Annotated in this window: 18 protein-coding genes; 5 read left to right on the top strand and 13 right to left on the bottom strand. The window is 68.1% G+C overall.

Annotation, left to right across the window (positions count from 1 at the left end; translation table 11 throughout):
* Nucleotides 1-45: 45 nt before the first annotated feature.
* The 13 genes from hisB to G3N96_RS19790 form a co-directional block, all read right to left on the bottom strand.
* Nucleotides 46-633, bottom strand: coding sequence for an imidazoleglycerol-phosphate dehydratase HisB (gene hisB, locus G3N96_RS19730; RefSeq protein ID WP_011350728.1), 588 nt, complete (start codon nucleotides 631-633; stop codon nucleotides 46-48).
* 65 nt (nucleotides 634-698) lie between these two features.
* Nucleotides 699-1,772, bottom strand: coding sequence for a histidinol-phosphate transaminase (hisC, locus tag G3N96_RS19735; RefSeq protein ID WP_206138200.1), 1,074 nt, complete (start codon nucleotides 1,770-1,772; stop codon nucleotides 699-701).
* A gap of 140 nt (nucleotides 1,773-1,912) precedes the next feature.
* Nucleotides 1,913-3,229, bottom strand: a complete 1,317-nt coding sequence (gene hisD, locus G3N96_RS19740) for a histidinol dehydrogenase (RefSeq protein WP_089424335.1) — start codon at nucleotides 3,227-3,229, stop codon at nucleotides 1,913-1,915.
* Between the two features lie 24 nt (nucleotides 3,230-3,253).
* Nucleotides 3,254-3,907 carry an ATP phosphoribosyltransferase gene (gene hisG, locus G3N96_RS19745; RefSeq protein WP_011350725.1) on the bottom strand — a complete coding sequence of 218 codons (654 nt, stop codon included), beginning with the start codon at nucleotides 3,905-3,907 and terminating at the stop codon, nucleotides 3,254-3,256.
* The gene (gene murA, locus G3N96_RS19750; protein ID WP_206138201.1) at nucleotides 3,904-5,253 is read right to left on the bottom strand and encodes a UDP-N-acetylglucosamine 1-carboxyvinyltransferase; all 1,350 of its coding nucleotides are present in this window, start codon (nucleotides 5,251-5,253) and stop codon (nucleotides 3,904-3,906) included. Before murA ends, hisG begins: the two co-directional genes overlap by 4 nt.
* Before the next feature lie 14 nt (nucleotides 5,254-5,267).
* Nucleotides 5,268-5,507 (bottom strand): BolA family protein, encoded by a 240-nt coding sequence (locus tag G3N96_RS19755; protein WP_006477131.1) that lies wholly within the window; start codon nucleotides 5,505-5,507, stop codon nucleotides 5,268-5,270.
* 56 nt (nucleotides 5,508-5,563) lie between these two features.
* The gene (locus tag G3N96_RS19760) at nucleotides 5,564-6,319 is read right to left on the bottom strand and encodes an ABC transporter permease (RefSeq protein ID WP_011350723.1); all 756 of its coding nucleotides are present in this window, start codon (nucleotides 6,317-6,319) and stop codon (nucleotides 5,564-5,566) included.
* A complete protein-coding gene (locus tag G3N96_RS19765; RefSeq protein WP_011350722.1) occupies nucleotides 6,316-7,242 on the bottom strand; it encodes an ABC transporter ATP-binding protein in 927 nt (308 codons plus the stop codon). Before G3N96_RS19765 ends, G3N96_RS19760 begins: the two co-directional genes overlap by 4 nt.
* 192 nt (nucleotides 7,243-7,434) lie before the next feature.
* Entirely contained in the window at nucleotides 7,435-7,710 is a 276-nt protein-coding gene (locus tag G3N96_RS19770) for an STAS domain-containing protein (protein ID WP_089424333.1), read from the bottom strand.
* Nucleotides 7,707-8,336, bottom strand: a complete 630-nt coding sequence (locus tag G3N96_RS19775) for an ABC transporter substrate-binding protein (protein WP_124583786.1) — start codon at nucleotides 8,334-8,336, stop codon at nucleotides 7,707-7,709. Before G3N96_RS19775 ends, G3N96_RS19770 begins: the two co-directional genes overlap by 4 nt.
* A 111-nt stretch (nucleotides 8,337-8,447) precedes the next feature.
* Nucleotides 8,448-8,717 (bottom strand): 2Fe-2S iron-sulfur cluster-binding protein, encoded by a 270-nt coding sequence (locus tag G3N96_RS19780; protein WP_206138202.1) that lies wholly within the window; start codon nucleotides 8,715-8,717, stop codon nucleotides 8,448-8,450.
* 127 nt (nucleotides 8,718-8,844) lie between these two features.
* The gene (locus G3N96_RS19785) at nucleotides 8,845-9,972 is read right to left on the bottom strand and encodes an FAD-dependent oxidoreductase (protein WP_206138203.1); all 1,128 of its coding nucleotides are present in this window, start codon (nucleotides 9,970-9,972) and stop codon (nucleotides 8,845-8,847) included.
* Nucleotides 9,969-10,901 (bottom strand): 4-hydroxyproline epimerase, encoded by a 933-nt coding sequence (locus tag G3N96_RS19790; protein WP_124577986.1) that lies wholly within the window; start codon nucleotides 10,899-10,901, stop codon nucleotides 9,969-9,971. Before G3N96_RS19790 ends, G3N96_RS19785 begins: the two co-directional genes overlap by 4 nt.
* A gap of 251 nt (nucleotides 10,902-11,152) precedes the next feature.
* Between G3N96_RS19790 and G3N96_RS19795 the strand changes: the two genes are divergently transcribed.
* The 5 genes from G3N96_RS19795 to ilvD all read left to right on the top strand — a co-directional run bounded on the left by G3N96_RS19795 (nucleotide 11,153) and on the right by ilvD (nucleotide 18,816).
* Nucleotides 11,153-12,073, top strand: a complete 921-nt coding sequence (locus tag G3N96_RS19795) for a dihydrodipicolinate synthase family protein (protein WP_006484863.1) — start codon at nucleotides 11,153-11,155, stop codon at nucleotides 12,071-12,073.
* Between the two features lie 233 nt (nucleotides 12,074-12,306).
* Entirely contained in the window at nucleotides 12,307-13,932 is a 1,626-nt protein-coding gene (locus G3N96_RS19800; RefSeq protein ID WP_206138204.1) for an APC family permease, read from the top strand.
* A 76-nt stretch (nucleotides 13,933-14,008) separates the two neighbouring features.
* A complete protein-coding gene (locus G3N96_RS19805; protein ID WP_206138205.1) occupies nucleotides 14,009-15,592 on the top strand; it encodes an aldehyde dehydrogenase (NADP(+)) in 1,584 nt (527 codons plus the stop codon).
* 1 nt (nucleotide 15,593) lies between these two features.
* A complete protein-coding gene (locus G3N96_RS19810) occupies nucleotides 15,594-16,616 on the top strand; it encodes an Ldh family oxidoreductase (RefSeq protein WP_206138206.1) in 1,023 nt (340 codons plus the stop codon).
* Nucleotides 16,617-16,956: 340 nt separating this feature from the next.
* Nucleotides 16,957-18,816: a dihydroxy-acid dehydratase gene (gene ilvD / locus G3N96_RS19815; protein WP_089442700.1), complete on the top strand. Its 1,860-nt coding sequence runs from the start codon at nucleotides 16,957-16,959 to the stop codon at nucleotides 18,814-18,816.
* Nucleotides 18,817-19,179 lie beyond the last annotated feature (363 nt).

Consider the following 19,179-nt stretch of genomic DNA (forward strand, 5'->3'; position numbering starts at 1 on the left):
GCAGCCGTGAGGTTGTTCTTGACGCGCCGTCCGGTCAGTTCAGGTTCAGAGACTGCCCTTCGTCGACGGGATCTGCCCCGCCGCACGCTCGTCCAGCTCCACCGCCGCGCGCAGTGCACGGCCGAAGGCCTTGAACACCGTTTCGAGCTGATGGTGCGCGTTGATCCCGCGCAGGTTGTCGATGTGCAGCGTGACGCCCGCGTGGTTCACGAAACCGCGGAAGAATTCGATCGACAGGTCGACGTCGAACGTGCCGATCCGCGCCCGCGTGAACGGCACGTGGAATTCGAGGCCCGGCCGGCCGGAGAAGTCGATCACGACGCGCGACAGCGCCTCGTCGAGCGGCACGTACGAATGGCCGTAGCGGCGGATGCCCTTGCGGTCGCCGATCGCCTTCGCGACGGCCTGGCCGAGCGTGATGCCGACATCTTCGACCGTGTGGTGGTCGTCGATATGCGTATCGCCATGCGCTTCAACCTCGAGATCGACCAGACCGTGTCGAGCGATCTGGTCGAGCATATGGTCGAGGAACGGCACGCCGGTGGCCAGCTTCTGCTGGCCCGTACCGTCGAGATTGAGCTTCACACGGATCTGCGTTTCGCTGGTATTGCGAACGACTTCCGCCACACGCATGGCAATTCCTTGACTGAGTCGATGTAAATGGGGATTGATCGTTTCGCGCTGCGGCGCCCAGAGGCTCAACCGGGCAGCGCGAGTTTCAAAGCGGCCAGCAGGCGCGCGTTTTCGTCGGGAGAACCGACGGTCAGCCGCACGCATTCAGCCAGCAACGGATGCATTTTACTCACGTTTTTGACCAACACCCGCTCGGTGAGCAGCGCGTCGAACACGGCGGCCGCGTCCGGCACGCGCACCAGCAGGAAATTGCCGGCGCTCGGGAACACCGTCGTGCCCGGCAGCGCGGCCACTTCCTGTGCGAGACGCGTGCGTTCCGCTCGCAGGTCGGCCGCCTGCGCGTCCAGCACGTCGAGGTGGTCGAGCAGGAAATCGGCGGTCGCCTGGGTCAGCACGTTGATGTTGTACGGCGGGCGCACCTTGTCGAATTCGGTCAGCCACGCGGGCGAACCGACCAGATAGCCGAGGCGGATGCCCGCGAGGCCGAGCTTCGACACCGTGCGCATCACGACGACGTTGTCGAATTCGGCGGCGCGCGGCAGCCACGAGCGCACGGCGAACGGCTGGTACGCCTCGTCGATCACGACCAGGCTGTGCCGCGCGGCCGCGACGATCCGTTCGATGTCGGCATCGTCGTACAGCGTGCCGGTCGGGTTGTTCGGGTACGCGAGATAGACGAGCGCCGGACGATGCTCGGCAATTGCCGCGAGCATCGCGTCGACGTCGAGCGTCAGGTCGGCCTTCAGCGGCACGCCGACGAATTCGAGCTGCGCGAGCTTCGCGGAGAGCTCGTACATCACGAAGCCCGGCACCGGCGCGAGCACCTTCGCGCCCGGCTTCGCACAGGCCATCGACATCATGCTGATGATTTCGTCCGAGCCGTTGCCGAGCAGCACGTCGCAGCCGGCCGGCACGCCCATCGCATGGCGCAGCTTGTCGAGCAGCGCGGCCGGGCGCGGCGCCGGGTAGCGGTTCAGCGCGACCTGCGCGAGACGCTCCCCGAGCGCCGCGGCGAGCGGTTCGGGCAGCGGGTACGGATTCTCCATCGCGTCGAGTTTCACGAACCCGCTCGCGTCCGGCACCGGGTAGCTCGTCATCGCGAGCACGTCGCGGCGGATGATGTCTTGTGGCGTCGTCATGGTCTCAAGCCGGCGTACGTCGCGCCGGCGTCAATGGGTCGGCAAGGCGGCGGCTGCCGCCCTGCACAGGTGTCTCCTGCCCCGGCGTTCGGGGGCCGGCCGGCACATCAGCGCCGGCCGTGGCCCCGTGCAGCGTGCGGTCAGTTCTTCATCCGGAATTCGGCGCTCTTCGCGTGCGCCTGCAGCCCCTCGCCGTACGCGAGCTCGGATGCGATCTCGCCGAGCGTCTGCGCACCTTCCGCGCTGACCTCGATCACGCTCGAGCGCTTGATGAAGTCGTACACGCCGAGCGGCGACGAGAAGCGCGCGGTGCGCGACGTCGGCAGCACGTGGTTCGGGCCCGCGCAGTAGTCGCCCAGGCTCTCGCTCGTGTAGCGGCCGAGGAAGATCGCGCCCGCATGGCGGATCTGCTGGCCCCATTGCTGCGGCTCCAGCGCGGAAATTTCCAGGTGCTCGGGCGCGATGTCGTTCGCGATCCGGCAGGCCTCGGCCATGTCGCGCACCTTGATCAGCGCGCCACGGCCTTCGAGCGACGCGCGGATCACGTCCTGGCGCGGCATCGACGGCAGCAGCTCGTCGATGGCCTTTGCGACACGCTCGAGGAACGCACCGTCCGGGCACAGCAGGATCGATTGCGCGAGTTCGTCGTGCTCGGCCTGCGAGAACAGGTCCATCGCGACCCAGTTCGGGTCGGTCGTGCCGTCGCACAGCACGAGGATTTCCGACGGCCCGGCGATCATGTCGATGCCGACCGTGCCGAACACGCGGCGCTTCGCCGACGCGACGTACGCATTGCCGGGGCCGCAGATCTTGTCGACGGCCGGCACCGTCGCCGTGCCGTAGGCGAGCGCGCCGACCGCCTGCGCACCGCCGATCGTGAACACGCGATCGACGCCGCCGAGCAGCGCCGCGGCGAGCACGAGGTCGTTCTTCACGCCGTCCGGGGTCGGCACGACCATCACGATCTCGCCGACGCCCGCGACACGCGCGGGAATCGCGTTCATCAGCACCGACGACGGATACGCAGCCTTGCCGCCCGGCACGTACAGGCCGACGCGGTCGAGCGGCGTGATCTTCTGGCCGAGCACCGTGCCGTCGCTTTCCGTGTATTGCCAGCTGTGCGTGCCGCACTCGATCTTCTGCTTCTCGTGGTACGCACGCACCCGCGCGGCAGCGGCTTCCAGCGCCGCGCGCGCCTTCGGGGCGAGGCCGTCGAGCGCCGTCTGCAGCGCGTCCTGCGGCAGCTCCAGCGCGGCCACGCTCGTCGCGCTCAGCCGGTCGAAGCGGTTCGTGTACTCGAGCACCGCGGCGTCGCCGCGCGACTTCACGTCGGCGAGGATCTGCGCGACCGATTGCTCGATCGCCGCGTCTTCGCTCGCCTCGAATGCGAGCAGCGCGCGCAGCTCGGCGCCGAAGCCTTCGCTCGTCGAATCGAGCTTGCGGATGGTGATGGACATGGGAGTTCCGTTACGGTGATGCGCTCAACCGCCATTCTGCGACGCGCGTTCGAACGCGTCGAGGATCGGCTTGAGCGCCGTGCGCTTCAACTTCAGCGCAGCCTGGTTCACGACGAGGCGCGACGAGATCGCCATGATCTCCTCGACCTCGACCAGATTGTTCGCCTTCAGCGTGCCGCCCGAGCTGACGAGGTCGACGATCGCGTCGGCCAGCCCGACCAGCGGCGCCAGCTCCATCGAGCCGTACAGCTTGATCAGGTCGACGTGCACGCCCTTCGCGGCAAAGTGTTCGCGTGCCGTTTCGACGTACTTCGTCGCGACGCGCAGGCGCGCGCCCTGGCGCACGGCGCTCGCATAGTCGAAACCGGCCGACACGGCCACCGACATCCGGCAGCGCGCAATGTTCAGATCGATCGGCTGGTACAGGCCCGAGCCGCCGTGCTCGACCAGCACGTCCTTGCCGGCCACGCCGAAATCGGCCGCGCCGTATTCGACATAGGTCGGCACGTCGCTCGCGCGCACGATGATCACGCGCAGGTCGGGGTTCGTCGTCGGCAGGATCAGCTTGCGCGACGTTTCCGGATCCTCGGTCACCTGCACGCCGGCCGCGGCCAGCAGCGGCAGGGTTTCCTCGAAAATCCGGCCCTTCGACAGGGCAAGGGTCAGCGGCGCGGTCATGCTTGGCTCCCGGAAAGGCGGCGCACGTTCGCGCCGACGGCGGTCAGTTTGGCTTCCATGCGGTCGTAGCCGCGGTCCAGGTGATAGATGCGGTCGACCAGCGTTTCGCCGTCGGCACGCAGCCCGGCGATCACGAGGCTCGCCGACGCGCGCAGGTCGGTCGCCATCACGTTCGCGCCCGACAGCTTCTCGACCCCCGTCACGAGCGCGGTGTTGCCGTCGATCGTGATGTTCGCGCCGAGCCGGTTCAGTTCCTGCACGTGCATGAAACGGTTCTCGAAAATGGTTTCGACGACTTGCGCGGTGCCCGTCGCGACCGAATTCAGGGCCATGAACTGCGCCTGCATGTCGGTCGGGAACGCCGGGTATTCCGACGTGCGGATCGTCACCGCCGACGGGCGGCGGTCCATCTTCACGCGCAGCCAGCTGTCGCCCTCCTCGATCGACACGCCGGCTTCGCGCAGCTTGTCGATCACCGCGTCGAGTATGTGCGGGCGCACGCCCGTCAGCATCACGTCGCCGCCGGCCGCCGCGACCGCGCACAGGAACGTGCCGGCCTCGATGCGGTCGGGGATCACCGAATGGCGCGCGCCGTGCAGCCGCTCGACGCCCTGGATCACGAGGCGATCGGTGCCGATGCCGTCGATTTTCGCGCCCATCGCGACCAGCAAGTGTGCGAGATCGCTCACTTCCGGCTCGCGCGCGGCGTTTTCGATCACCGTCTCGCCGTCAGCGAGAGTCGCGGCCATCAGCAGGTTTTCCGTGCCCGTCACCGTGATCATGTCGGTCACGATGCGCGCGCCCTTCAGGCGCTTCGCGCGGGCTTCGATGAAGCCGTGCTCGATGCTGATCTCGGCGCCCATCGCCTGCAGGCCCTTGATGTGCTGGTCGACCGGACGCGCGCCGATCGCGCAGCCGCCCGGCAGCGACACCTTCGCCTCGCCGAAGCGCGCGAGCAGCGGCCCGAGCACGAGGATCGACGCACGCATCGTCTTCACGAGCTCGTACGGCGCGACGAGGTTGTCGACGCGCGACGCGTCGAGCTGCACGCGGCAGCCGTCCGTCTCGCTCTTCACGCCCATCTGGTTCAGCACCTTCAGCGTGGTCCGCACGTCCTTGAGATTCGGCACGTTGTCGAGATCGACCGGGTCACCGGTGAGCAGCCCCGCGCACAGGATCGGCAGCGCGGCATTCTTCGCGCCCGACACGACGATCTCGCCCGACAGGCGGTGGCCGCCTTCGATCACGAGCTTGTCCATCCCATGGCCATGCGCTTCCCCGTTGGCGGCCGGGTGTGCCGTGGCGACGCTCTGGACGGCGTCGCGCTCGTTGACGGTGACTTGCACTCAGTGATTTCCGTTTATGCGTTCTGCCATTCGGCGGGCGTCAGCGTCTTCATGCTGAGCGCGTGAATTTCCTGTTTCATGCGATCGCCGAGCGCCGCATAGACGAGCTGGTGCCGCTGGATCGGCCGCTTGCCTTCGAAGGCCGCCGACACGATCGTCGCGAAGAAATGCTGGCCGTCGCCTTCGACTTCCAGATGCGTGCAGGCGAGACCGCCTGCGATGTATTGCTTGACCTGTTCGGGAGTCGGCAACATGGTGTAAGGCTCCTGTCGGCGCGCGCCGCCCGGATGGCGGCCGCTGCCTGTCGATATCAATGACGCAGTTTGTAGCCGGTCGCGAGCAGCCGCATCGCGATCAGCGCGAGCAGCACGAAGAAACCGGTGACGATCGCGAGGCTCGCGAACGGGTTGATGTCGGACGCGCCGAAGAACCCGAAACGAAAGCCGTCGATCATGTAGAAAAACGGATTGAGACGCGAGATCTCGCGCCACACGGGCGGCAGCGAGTGCGTCGAATAGAACACGCCGGACAGGAACGTCAGCGGCATGATCAGGAAGTTCTGGAACGCGGCGAGCTGGTCGAACTTCTCGGCCCAGATCCCGGCGATCAGGCCGAGCGTGCCGAGGATCGCCGAGCCGAGCAGCGCGAACGCAATGATGAACAGCGGCGCCGCGAAATGCATCGGGATAAACCAGATCGTCACGACGAACACGCCCGTGCCGACCGCGAGGCCGCGCACCACGGACGCGAGCACGTACGCGCCGAAGATGTCGCGATACGACAGCGGCGGCAGCAGCATGAACACGAGGTTGCCGGTGATCTTCGACTGGATCAGCGACGACGAGCTGTTCGCGAACGCGTTCTGCAGCACGCTCATCATCACGAGGCCCGGCACGAGAAAGCTCACGTACTCGACGCCCGGATAGACCTCGACGCGGCCCGACAGCGCGTGGCCGAAGATCGTCAGATACAGCAGCGCCGTGACGATCGGTGCGCACACCGTCTGAAACGACACCTTCCAGAAACGCAGCAGTTCCTTGTAGAACAGCGTTTGAAACCCGCTCATGCCAATCCCTCGATGACGTCGGCTCCGTTCATCACCTGGACGAACACATCTTCGAGGTCGGCCTTGCGGACCTCGATCTCGTCGAACGTGCAGCCCGCCGCGCGGCACTGCGCGAGGATCCGCTCGACATCGTCGTAGCTCGTCAGGCGCAGCAGGTGCTCGCCCGGCGCGCGGGCGGCCGGGTCGGACTCCAGCCCGCGCAGCTCGGACGGCAGCGCGCCGGTCGCGAGGCGCAGGTAGAGCTGCAGCCCCGCGAAGCGGCGCAGCAGCGCGTCGGTGCGGTCCAGCGCGACCACTTCGCCACGGCGCAGCATCGCGATGCGGTCGCACAGCGACTCGGCTTCCTCGAGGTAATGGGTGGTCAGCACGATCGTGTGGCCTTCGCGGTTCAGGCGCGAGATGAATTTCCACAGCGTCTGGCGCAATTCGACGTCGACGCCGGCGGTCGGTTCGTCGAGCACGATCACGGGCGGCCGGTGCACGAGCGCCTGCGCGACCAGCACGCGGCGCTTCATCCCGCCCGACAGCGCGCGCATGTTCGCATCAGCCTTCTCGGTGAGGTCGAGATTGGCCATCACCTCGTCGATCCAGTCGTCGTTGCGGCGCAGCCCGAAATAGCCGGACTGGATCCGCAGCGTCTCGCGGACGGTGAAGAACGGATCGAACACGAGTTCCTGCGGCACGACGCCGAGTGCACGGCGCGCGCCACGGAAGTCCTTGACGACGTCGTGACCGCGCACCGAGATACTGCCTTCGTCGGCCCGGGCGAGCCCGGCGAGGATACTGATGAGCGTGGTCTTGCCTGCGCCGTTGGGGCCGAGCAGACCGAAAAACTCGCCTTCCTCGACCGACAGGCTGACGCCCTTGAGCGCCTGAAGCGACTTGTAGCGCTTCTTGACGTGACGGATTTCTATGGCTGACATGACTGTGCGCGACGCCAGGGCCGCGACGCCTATTCTGTGCTTGCTGCGTATGAAAATGGGGGCCGGACGCCGATTGGCTGCCCCGCAAAACGCTTGATTATAGGGCAAACCGGCTGGGGGAGCCGGTGCCGGAGGCACGCGGCCTGAAGCTTGCGCGCGCCGGGCGGCGCGGCAGGCTCCGGTCGGACAGGATCAATGTCGCCCGGTGCCGTCGATGAGTGCGTCGACGCCGTACGCGCGCGCGAGGCTGGCGAGCTTCGGGGGGAGATTGTGGATGTCGAGGGTCGCGCCGCGCGCTTTGGCGGCACGTTGCCATGCGAGCAGCACGGCGAGCGCGGACGAATCGAACTGCGTCAGCGCCGCGCAATCGACGGCGGTCGCGCCCGCGCCGATGCGCGCAAGACCGTCCGCGAGCGCGGACTTCGCGCTCGCGACGGTCAGCGAGGAGCCGGCTTCGAAGCCGCTCACGACGCTTGCTTGCCGGCGGCAAGTTGCTGGTTGCGCTGCGTGAGGAACTGGATCAGGCCTTCCACGCCGCTTTGCTGGATCTTCTCGTTGAACTGCTGCTGGTACGTCTGGATCAGCCACGCGCCGAGCACGTTCAGGTCATACACCTTCCAGCCGTTGGCCGTCTTGTACAGGCGGTAGTCGATCTGGACCGGCTGGCCGTTGTTCATCGCGACCGTCTTGACCACGACATCGGTATCGGCCGGATCGGCGCGGAACGGCGGGTACTGGATCTGCTGGTCCGGCTTCAGCTGCGCCAGCGCGCCCGAGTACGTGCGGATCAGCAGCAGCTTGAACTGCTCCTGAACCTGCTGCTGCTGATCGGCCGTCGCCGTGCGCCAGTTGCGGCCCATCGCGAGCTGCGTGGTGCGGCGGAAATCGGTGTACGGCAGGATGTCCTTGTTGACGATCGTGATGATGCGGTTGGTGTCGCCCTGCTTGATCGTCTGCTGCTTGACTTCGTCGAGCACCTGCTGCGTCGCCGTCTTGATCAGCGCCTGCGGGTTCGACTGGTCGACTTGCGCGTGGGCTGCGCCGCCGAACGAGAACAGCGCCGCGAAAACGGGGATCAGGAACAGTTTTTTCATCATAGTGGCCTGCATGAATGAGTCGATGCGAAGGTTGGAGCAGGTAGCTTACGCGCAAGTTCGCATACGCTACCGACTGAATCGTTTCCGGCTGTAACGAATGTAAATCCGTCAGTGCAGCCGGATGCTCGGGAACCGGAACCCGCCCGGCGACGGCGGCGCCACCTGCATCCCGTCGCGGCACAGCGTCTGGCAGGCCAGCCGGCGTCGGCCATCGATCGTCATCCTGCACTCCTGGCAGATGCCCATCCCGCAAAACGGCGCACGCGCCGCACCCGTGCACGACACGCGCGTCGTGTCGTCTCCGCTCGCCGCGACGGCGGCCGCGACGGTCGCGCCGTCGGCCACCGTCAGCGCGCGGCCGTCCAGATGAATGATCATGTCAGCCTCCGCGGGGCCGCCCCAAGGAGGCTGACCGCCCCTGCGAGGGGCGCCGTGCATGGGACGGGAGTCAGCGCTGAAGCGCCAACCCCGGCCGACAGCGAGCAAAGTGAGCGTGGAGGTCGTTTCATGTCAGCGCTCCGGCGACGAGGGACGCGCTCACGAAGCGTCCCGGCAAATACGGTTCGATATCGATGGGCGGCCGTTCGCCGGCCATCAGCGCAGCGACGAGCCGCGCGCTGCCCGGTGCGGTCGTCACGCCGAGCCCTTCGTGCCCGACCGCGAGCCACACGCCCGGCCGCGCCGGATGCTCGCCGAGCAGCGGCAGCCCGTCGGGACTCGCGGAACGGAACCCCGTCCATGCGCGGATCCCGTTCAGGTCGGCCAGGTCCGGCAGATAGCCGACCGCGCGGCGCAGCATGCGCGCGAGCACGGGCGGGTCGACTTGCGCGTCCTCGGTGTCGAACTGGCGCGACGAACCGATCAGCAACTGGCCGGTCGGCCGCGGCTGCACGTTGAACGCGACCGACGTGCCGTCGCTCGCATGCGCGCTCGCCGCATAGCCCAGCTCGACGAGCTGGTGCGACACCTGGCCCGGATAGCGGTCGGTGATCAGCAGATGGCCTTTTTTCGGGCGCAGCGGCAGCTCGGGCAGCAGCGTGCGCGCGGCCACGCCGTTCGCGACGAGCACCCGCTCCGCGCGCAGCGTGTCGCCGCTCGCGAGCGTCACGCTCGGGCCGTCGACCGCGACGGCCCGGTCGCGCCGCAACGTGATGCGCGGCGCGCGCTGCAGCAGCCAGTTCGCGGTGACGGGCGCATAGAGGATCGCGTCGCCGGGAATCTTCAGCGCACCGCCCAGGCCCGCACGCAGCATCGGCTCCAGTTGCGCGAGCGTCGCCGCGTCGATCAGTTCGCCCGCCACGCCATGCGCGGCCAGCGTCGCCTGCTTCGCGCGCGCCAGATCCATTTCGTGCGCATCGGCGGCGAGCCACAGCGTGCCGCAGTTGCGGTACGCGCACCCTTCGGGCATCTCGCCGCTCAGCGCGCGCCACAATTCGATCGAGTAATGGCTGAGCGCGAGTTCGGCCGCGTTGTCGTCCATCGCGACGAGGTGCCCCATGCCCGCGCCGGTTGCGCCGCCGCTCGCGTCGTCGACGACGAGCACGCGCAGCCCGCGCTGCGCGAGTTCGTGCGCGCACGCCGCGCCGACGATGCCGGCGCCGATCACGACGACATCCGTCTTCGTGTCGCTCACGGCGCAATGCCCCAGCCGAATGGATCGTCTTCCTCGATCAGCAGCGTCGCTTCCGCGCTCAGGTGCGCGCTGCCGCGAATCGTCGGCACGATGCCGCCGTCGGTCTGCTCATAGCTCGCCTGGAACACGCTGCCGATCACGCTCGCCTGCCGCCATACGGCGCCCGGTTCGAGCTTGCCGTCGGCCGCGAGGCACGCGAGCTTCGCGCTCGTGCCGGTGCCGCACGGTGAGCGGTCGTACGCGAGGCCCGGGCACAGCACGAAGCTGCGGCTGTCGTGTTCGGGATCGTCGGCGAACAGCTCGATATGGTCGATCTCGCCGCCGTTCGCGCCGGTGATGCCCGCGCGTTCGAGCCCTTCACGCACGGCCGACGCATACGCGGTGAGCGCCGCGACGTTGTCGCCGGCGACGCGCTGCCCGTGGTCGCTGATCAGGAAGAACCAGTTGCCGCCCCACGCGATGTCGCCCTTCACGGGGCCGTAACCCGGCACGTCGAGCGCGACGCCCCGCGCATGGCGATACGCGGGCACGTTGCGCACGCTGACCGACAGGTCGTCGTGCAGCGTGGCCTCGACGGTGCCGACGGGCGTCTCGATCCGGTGCACGCCGGGCGCGATGCGCCCCATATGGTGCAGCGTGCGCACGACGCCGATCGTGCCGTGCCCGCACATCCCGAGATAGCCGCTATTGTTGAAGAAGATCACGCCGGCCGCCGCGTCGGGCGACACGGGTTCGCACAGCAGCGCGCCGACCAGCACGTCGCTGCCGCGCGGTTCGAGAATGCAGGCGGTGCGATAGCGGTCGTGTTCGCGCGCGAGCACGTCGCGACGCTCGGCCATGGTGCCGCTGCCGAGCGCGGGGAAACCGGACACGACGAGCCGAGTGGGTTCGCCGCCCGTGTGCGAATCGATGATCTGGATGCGCTTCATCATGAGCCGTCCGAAGTGGGGAAAGGAGCACAGCTTCCTCCGTCGCGCGTCCGCCCGCTTGTGGCTTTTCGATGAGGACGACGACGAAATCGGCATAGTGCGAAGCGCCCTTCCCGCGCCGTCCGGCCGCTGTGCCGATTTCGTCATTTTGCTCCGCGATACGACTCAAGCGTGATGGGCATTTGCGCGGCGATACTGGTTGCCACACCGACACCTGTCGGCCGACCGATACAAACACGTAGGAGATTGAAGTGAGCCGAAACGCCATTCAGTGGACCGGGGTTTTCCCGGCCGTCAGCACCCAGTTCAAGCCGGACTTTTCCCTCGACATCGATGCCACGCACCGCGTGGTGAAGAACCTGGTGAACGACGGCGTATCGGGCCTCGTGGTCTGCGGCACGGTCGGCGAGAACACGTCGCTGTCGACGAGCGAGAAGCTGCAGGTGATCGAAGCCGCACGCGACGCGGCCGGCGGCAAGATTCCGGTGATCGCCGGCATCGCCGAATTCACGACCGAATTCGCGCGCAACACGGTGCGTGAGGCGCAGCGCGTCGGTGTCGACGGCGTGATGGTGATGCCCGCGCTGGTCTACTCGGCGAAGCCGCACGAAACCGCCGCGCACTTCCGCGCGGTCGCAACCAGCACCGACCTGCCGGTGATGGTCTACAACAACCCGCCGATCTACAAGAACGACGTGACACCCGACGTGCTGATCGCGCTGCAGGATTGCGAGAACATCGTCTGCTTCAAGGATTCGTCGGGCGATACGCGCCGCTTCATCGACCTGCGCAACGCAGTCGGCGATCGCTTCGTGCTGTTCGCGGGCCTCGACGACGTCGTGGTCGAGAGCATCGCCGTCGGCGCCGAAGGCTGGGTGTCGGGCATGTCGAACGCGTTCCCGAAGGAAGGCGAGACGCTGTTCCGCCTCGCGAAGCAGAAGCGTTTCGACGAAGCGCTCGCGCTGTATCGCTGGTTCATGCCGCTGCTGCACCTCGACGCACGCCCCGACCTCGTGCAGTGCATCAAGCTGTGCGAAGAGCTGGTCGGCCGCGGCAGCGCGATCACGCGCCCGCCGCGCCTCGCGCTGCAGGGCGACACGCTCGCGGAAGTGAAGGCCATCGTCGCGAAGGCGCTCGAAACGCGCCCGGCGCTGCCCGACGTCGGTCTCTGATCGACTCCCCCTGCGGCGGCGCGCGGGATTTCCCCCTCACGCGCCGCCGTCTCCGGTCCGGCATGGCTTGCGGGCCCGTTCATACCGGCGCCCGAGCGCGCCGCGCGTGAACGCCCCGCAGCCCGCCCCGGTCGTTCGAACCGGGCGACGCCGGCCGGCAGGCTGGCGCCGCTGCTCCGTCGGAGCGCGGCGCACCTCGAGCCTGTGCCGATATTCCTCCAGGAGACACGCCCATGCCAGGCCAAGGCAACGCTCACCCGTCTGTCCCGCTTTCCCGTTCCGCGCACCCCGACGCGGGTCACGGCAAGTTCAAGAAACAGCTGTCGCTGACCGATCTCACGTTCATCGGTCTCGGCGCCATTTTCGGTTCGGGGTGGCTGTTCGCCGCGAGTCACGTGTCGACGATCGCGGGCCCGGCCGGCATCTTCTCGTGGCTGCTCGGCGGCTTCGCGGTGCTGCTGCTCGGCATCGTCTACTGCGAACTCGGCGCCGCGCTGCCGCGCGCGGGCGGCGTCGTGCGCTACCCGGTGTTCTCGCACGGCCCGCTGCTCGGCTACCTGATGGGCTTCATCACGCTGATCGCCTTTTCGAGCCTGATCGCGATCGAAGTCGTCGCCGCGCGCCAGTATGCGGCCGCGTGGTTTCCGGGCCTGACCGTCGAAGGATCGAGTGACCCGACCACGCTCGGCTGGCTCGTGCAGGCCGCGCTGCTGTGCTTCTTCTTTTACCTGAACTATTCGAGCGTGAAGACGTTCGCGAAGGCGAACAACATCATCAGCATCTTCAAGTTCATCGTGCCGCTGGCCGTGATCGCGGTGCTGTTCACGTTCTTCAAGCCCGCGAACCTGACCATCCAGGGCTTCGCGCCGTTCGGCATGCCGGGCATCGAGATGGCCGTGTCCGCCGGCGGCATCATCTTCGCGTACCTCGGGCTCACGCCGATCGTGTCGGTCGCGAGCGAGGTGCGCAATCCGCAGCGTACGATCCCGATCGCGCTGATCCTGTCGATCCTGCTGTCGACGCTGATTTACGTGCTGCTGCAGCTCGCGTTCATCGGCAGCATCCCTACGCAGATGCTCGCCGCCGGCTGGCATGACGTGAGCAAGGCGTTCTCGCTGCCGTACCGCGACATCGCGCTGGCGCTCGGCGTCGGCTGGCTCGCGGTGATGGTCGTCGCCGACGCGATGATCTCGCCGAGCGGCTGCGGCAACATCTACATGAACGCAACGCCGCGCGTCGTCTACGGCTGGGCGAAGACGGGCACGTTCTTCAAGGTGTTCACGCGCGTCGACGAAGCGTCGGGCATCCCGCGCGCGGGCCTGTGGCTCACGTTCGGCCTCGCGATCTTCTGGACGCTGCCGTTCCCGTCGTGGGAAGCGCTGATCAACATCGTGTCGGCCGCGCTGGTGCTGAGCTATGCGGTCGCGCCGGTGTCGGTCGCCGCGCTGCGCCGCACCGCACCCGACCTGCCCCGGCCGTTCCGTGCAAGCGCGTTCGGCATCACCGGCCCCGCGTCGTTCGTGATCGCCGCGCTGATCGTCTACTGGTCGGGCTGGAGCACGGTGTCCTGGCTGCTCGGCCTGCAGATCGTGATGTTCGTGATCTATCTCGCGTGCCGCCGCTGGGTGCCGACCGCACACCTGAGCCTCGCCGAGCAGGTGCGCTCGTCCGCATGGCTGATCGCGTTCTATGCCGCGATGATCGTCCTGTCGTATCTCGGCGGCTTCGGCGGCACGGGCCAGCTTGCGCACCCGTACGACACGGTCGTCGTCGCGGCTGTCGCGCTCGTCATCTACTACTGGGGCGCGAACACCGGCGTGCGCTCGGAGAAGCTGCAACTCGACGACGACGAGGACTGACGCATCCGCGCCCCTTTTCCATGATCCCTTCGGCCGGGCGCCCCACGCCCGGCTCCTGTTTTTTCCGAGGAAAACCATGCAACTCACAGGTCAGCTCCTGATCGGCCCGTCCGCCATTGCCGGACAGAACGGCACCGTCCACGCGATCGCCGCCGCCACCGGCGAACGGCTCGAACCCGCCTTCGGCGGTGCGAGCCTGCACGACCTGGAGACGGCCTGCGCGCTCGCCGACGACGCCTTCGACACCTATCGCGAAACGTCGCTCGAAGCCCGCGCCGCGTTTCTCGACGCGATCGGCCGCCACATCATGGCGCTCGGCGACGACCTGATCGAACGCTGCGTCGTCGAAACGGGCCTGCCGCGTGCGCGCATCGAAGGCGAGCGCGGCCGCACGGTCGGCCAGCTCGCGCTGTTCGCGTCGCTCGTGCGCGACGGCGGCTTTCTCGATGCCCGGATCGATCCGGCGCGCCCCGAGCGCAAGCCGCTGCCGCGCGTCGACCTGCGCCTGCGCAACGTCGCGGTCGGGCCCGTCGCCGTGTTCGGTGCGTCGAACTTCCCGCTCGCGTTCTCGGTCGCCGGCGGCGATACCGCCTCGGCGCTCGCGGCCGGCTGCCCGGTGATCGTCAAGGCGCATTCGGCGCATCCGGGCACCTCCAAGCTCGTCGGCCGCGCAATCCAGCAAGCGGCGCGTGAATGCGGGATGCCGGCCGGTGTGTTCTCGCTGCTGTTCGACGCGTCGCGCGAGATCGGCCAGGCGCTCGTCGCCGATCCGCGCATCAAGGCCGTCGGCTTCACCGGCTCGCGCCGCGGCGGCGTCGCGCTGATGCACATCGCGGCGGCGCGCCCCGAGCCGATTCCCGTCTATGCGGAAATGAGCTCGATCAATCCCGTGCTGCTGTTTCCCGCCGCGCTCGACGCGCGCCACGACGCGATCGCGCCGCAGTTCGTCGCGTCGCTCACGCTCGGCGCCGGCCAGTTCTGCACGAACCCGGGCCTCGTGCTCGCCGTCGACGGGCCTGCGCTGCGCGCGTTCGAGGAAACGGCCGCCGCCGCGGTGCGTGCCGCGCCCGCGCAAACGATGCTGACGCCGCACATCCACGCCAGCTACGAACAGGGTGTCGCGGCGCTGCGCGATCACGCGGCTGTCGAGCTGCTCGCACAAGGCGCCGAAGGCAACCGCCTGCAGGCCCGCGCGGCGCTGCTCGCGACCTCGGCCGACGCGTTCATCGCGCATCCCGAGTTGCGCGACGAGGTGTTCGGCCCCGCTTCGCTGATCGTGCGTTGCCCGGACGCCGACACGCTGCATCGCGTGCTGAAGTCGCTCGAAGGCCAGCTGACGATCGCGGCCCACCTCGCCGATGGCGATGCGCCGCTGTTCGCCGCGCTGCGCCCGCTGCTCGAGCGCAAGGCCGGCCGCATTCTCGTCAACGGCTTCGGCACGGGTGTCGAGGTCGGCCACGCGATGGTGCACGGCGGCCCGTTCCCGGCCACGTCCGATACGCGGACGACGTCCGTCGGCGCGCGCGCGATCGAGCGCTTCCTGCGCCCGGTGTCGTATCAGGACCTGCCTGATGCGCTGCTTCCGGACGCGATCCGCAACGGCAATCCGCTGAACGTGCCGCAACGTATCGACGGCGTGCCCGCGCCGCGGGAGGCGTGAGATGACCGCATCCACCGACGAAGTCGTCCTGTCGCTCGATGAAGTCCACGCGCTCGCGCTGCGCGTGCTGACGCACCACGGCATGTCCGACGCGCATGCGCGTGCCATCGCCGGCGTGATCACGCAAGGCCAGCGCGACGAATGCCATTCGCATGGCGTGTACCGGCTGCTCGTCTGCGTGCGTTCGCTGAAGAAGGGCAAGGTCGATCCGCAAGCCGTGCCGACGCTGCGCCGGTTGTCGTCGTCGATCGTCTCGGTCGACGCCCATCGCGGCTTTTCGCTGCTGAGCTTCGAGACCGGCCTGCCGGTGCTCGTCGAGATGGCCAAGCAGCACGGCATCGCGGCGATGACGATCAACCATTGCTACCACTTCTCCGCGCTGTGGCCCGAGGTCGAGGCCATCGCGGCCGAGGGGCTGGTCGGCATCGCGATGAACCCGAGCCATAGCTGGGTTGCACCGGAAGGCGGCAAGGAGCCGGTGTTCGGCACGAACCCGATCGCGTTCGCATGGCCGCGCCCGGGCGGCGTGCCGTTCGTGTTCGATTTCGCGACGAGCGCGATCGCGCGCGGCGACATCGAGCTGCATGCGAAGCAAGGCAAGGCGATCCCGCCGGAATGGGCGATCGACGCCGACGGCCGGCCGACCACCGATCCGAAGGCCGCGCTGCAGGGCGCGATGCGCACGTTCGGCGGCCACAAGGGTTCGGCGCTCGCGGCGATGGTCGAACTGCTCGGCGGCGCGCTGATCGGCGACATGACGAGCCGGGAATCGATGGACTTCGACGAAGGCGTCGGCGCGACGCCGTGCCACGGCGAACTCGTGATCGCCTTCGACCCGAAGGTGTTCCTCGGCGACGATCTCGATACGGGGCTCGCGCGCGGCGAACGGATGTTCGAATCGATCGTCGCGCAGGGTGCGCGGCTGCCGTCGCAACGCCGCTTCGACGCCCGCGCGCGCAGCCTCGCGAACGGCGTGCGGATTCCGAAGGCGCTGTACGACGAGATCCTGACGCTGCTCGACTGACGCGCGATCGAGCGGCGCGGCTTCGTCGTCGGCAAGACGGGCGATGAAGCCGCTGCCGGGCGCCGCTGGCGATGGCCGGCTGCCGGCTTCGCGTGTTTCCGCCACTCTGTCTTCGCGCCGCGCTTTGTTCGGTTCTTTCGGCTTGTACGCCCACGCGCGGCCCGCCGCGCCCCACCCGCGCCGGTCGGCCTTGCCCGCCGGCGCCGCCCGCCCGGCGGCTGTGGGATAATCACGGAGTTTGCCCAGGGCGCAGCTCAAGAGGTTGTTCGCACGGGCGCGAGAGAGGCCTTTATTCCCCGTGCCTCCACCCTTTTCCCGCGATATTTCTTCAGCAACGACCATGCCCACTTACCGTTCCAAAACCTCCACCGCTGGCCGCAACATGGCAGGGGCGCGCTCGCTCTGGCGCGCCACCGGCATGAAAGACGACGATTTCTCGAAGCCGATCATCGCGGTCGTCAACTCGTTCACGCAGTTCGTGCCGGGGCACGTGCACCTGAAGGATCTCGGCCAACTGGTCGCGCGCGAGATCGAGGCTGCCGGCGGCGTCGCAAAGGAATTCAACACGATCGCGGTCGACGACGGCATCGCGATGGGCCATGACGGCATGCTGTATTCGCTGCCGAGCCGCGACATCATCGCCGACTCGGTCGAATACATGGTGAACGCGCACTGCGCGGACGCGATGGTCTGCATCTCGAACTGCGACAAGATCACGCCGGGGATGCTGATGGCCGCGATGCGCCTCAACATCCCGGTGATCTTCGTGTCGGGCGGCCCGATGGAAGCGGGCAAGACGCGCCTTGCGAACCCGGTCACCAAGGCCATCGAGGTGAAGAAGCTCGACCTCGTCGACGCGATGGTCATCGCGGTCGACCCGTCGTATTCCGACGCGGAAGTCGCCGAAGTCGAGCGCTCGGCCTGCCCGACCTGCGGTTCGTGCTCGGGCATGTTCACCGCGAACTCGATGAACTGCCTGACCGAAGCGCTCGGCCTGTCGCTGCCCGGCAACGGCACGGTGGTGGCCACCCACGCCGACCGCGAGCAACTGTTCAAGCGCGCCGGCCGTCGCATCGTCGAACTCACCCGCCAGCACTACGAGCAGGACGACGAACGCGTGCTGCCGCGCTCGGTGGGCTTCAAGGCGTTCGAGAACGCGATGACGCTCGATATCGCGATGGGCGGCTCGACCAACACGATCCTGCACCTGCTGGCGATCGCGCAGGAAGCCGGCATCGACTTCACGATGAAGGACATCGACCGCCTGTCGCGCGTCGTGCCGCAGCTGTGCAAGGTCGCGCCGAACACGAACAAGTACCACATCGAGGACGTGCACCGCGCAGGCGGCATCATGGCGATCCTCGGCGAGCTCGACCGCGCCGGCAAGCTGCACACCGACGTGCCGACCGTGCACACGCCGACGCTGAAGGACGCGCTCGACCAGTGGGACATCGTCCGCACGCAGGACGACGCGGTCCGCACGTTCTACCAGGCCGGCCCGGCCGGCATCCCGACGCAGGTCGCGTTCAGCCAGAACACGCGCTGGCCGAGCCTCGACCTCGATCGCGCCGAAGGCTGCATCCGCTCGTACGAGCATGCGTTCTCGAAGGAAGGCGGCCTCGCCGTGCTGACGGGCAACATCGCGCTCGACGGCTGCGTGGTGAAAACGGCCGGCGTCGACGAGAGCATCCTCGTGTTCGAAGGCACGGCTCACGTGACCGAATCGCAGGATGAGGCAGTCGACAACATCCTGAACGACAAGGTCAAGGCCGGCGACGTGGTGATCGTGCGCTACGAAGGCCCGAAGGGCGGCCCCGGCATGCAGGAAATGCTCTACCCGACCAGCTACATCAAGTCGAAGGGCCTCGGCAAGGCATGCGCGCTGCTGACGGACGGCCGCTTCTCGGGCGGCACGTCGGGCCTGTCGATCGGCCATTGCTCGCCGGAAGCGGCAGCGGGCGGCGCGATCGGCCTCGTGCGCGACGGCGACAAGATCCGCATCGACATCCCGAACCGGACGATCAACGTGCTGGTGTCGGACGAGGAACTGGCGCGCCGCCGCGAAGAGCAGAACGCCAAGGGCTGGAAGCCGGCGCAGCCGCGCCCGCGCAAGGTGTCCGCTGCGCTGAAGGCCTACGCGAAGCTGGTCATGTCCGCCGACAAGGGTGCGGTGCGCGACCTGTCGCTGCTCGACGACTGATTCGGGTAACAACCCGCAAGGCCGGCTGCTTGTAACACGTAGCCGGTCGGGCTACGGGCTATACGACCGCCCGCTCGGCCCATCCAGAAGCCGCTCTCCGGAGCGGCTTTTTTTCGCCCTGCGCCGACCGAATGCATCGGCATCGTCAGTGACGGAATTCTTCCGGGCCGCCGCCACCTCCGCCACCGCCGTGGCTTCCGCCGCCGTTCCCGCCGCCTTGCGGTCGCGCGCCGCCGTAACCACCGCCACCACCCCCACCACCGCCCGGGTGCACCGGTACCGGCATCGCGCGGCCCTCACCGCCCGGCGCGGGAGGCGGACGCATGACGGCGGCCGGTGGCGGAAGCATGCCGGCAGATGGGC

It is taken from the genome of Burkholderia sp. Se-20373 (assembly GCF_017104705.1).
In the GTDB taxonomy this organism is placed as follows: Bacteria; Pseudomonadota; Gammaproteobacteria; order Burkholderiales; family Burkholderiaceae; genus Burkholderia.